At 69.4% G+C, this 602-nt stretch carries 1 pseudogene; it reads left to right on the top strand.

The window, feature by feature from the left end:
* Nucleotides 1–602: pseudogene (locus ACT3TD_RS14820) on the top strand (HNH endonuclease signature motif containing protein); the annotation flags it as partial.

Here is a 602-nt window from a genome sequence, read left to right as displayed (position 1 = left end):
GCAGGCGAACTCGCCGCACGCAACACCGACCTCTTCGCCACCGTCGTGACCTGCGACGTCGTCACCGCCGACCACCTCGACATGATCTGGTCACGCATCCACCGCCACCTGACCACCGTGCCGACCTGCCAACACGCCGAACTCCTCACCCGCCTCGACGCCGTCGTGCACGCCAGCATCACCGACTGGATGTGCACCGCAGCCAACCCGGTCGCCCTCACCGTGCTGCGCGACCGCATCGACGCGGCGATCCTCGACGCCGAACCCGACCTGGCCGACGACACCGCCGACGCCGAAGACGACACCGCCACACTCACCCGCCGCGGCACCACACTCATCCTCGCCGGCGGCAACCCGGTCACCCTGTCGGCGATCGACAACAACCTCGACAAGAAGGCCGACGTCCTGCTCGCCGACGCCCGCCGCCGGCAGGAGAACATCCCCGAAGACCAACGCAGCGAACTACCGAGCCGCTCCCAGCTCAAAGCCCAGGTGATGCTCGGCCAACTCGGCGACAACCCGCAGTCCATGGACATCCGCGTGCACCTCTACCGCGCGACCCTCGACGGGGTGCACGGCGTCGGCGCCGGCTACGTCGCCGG

This window comes from Corynebacterium sp. AOP36-E1-14, from assembly GCF_052377495.1.
Classification (GTDB): Bacteria; Actinomycetota; Actinomycetes; order Mycobacteriales; family Mycobacteriaceae; genus Corynebacterium.
Note: the sequence above shows the minus strand (reverse complement) of the source record. Positions and strands in the feature narration are given on the sequence as shown.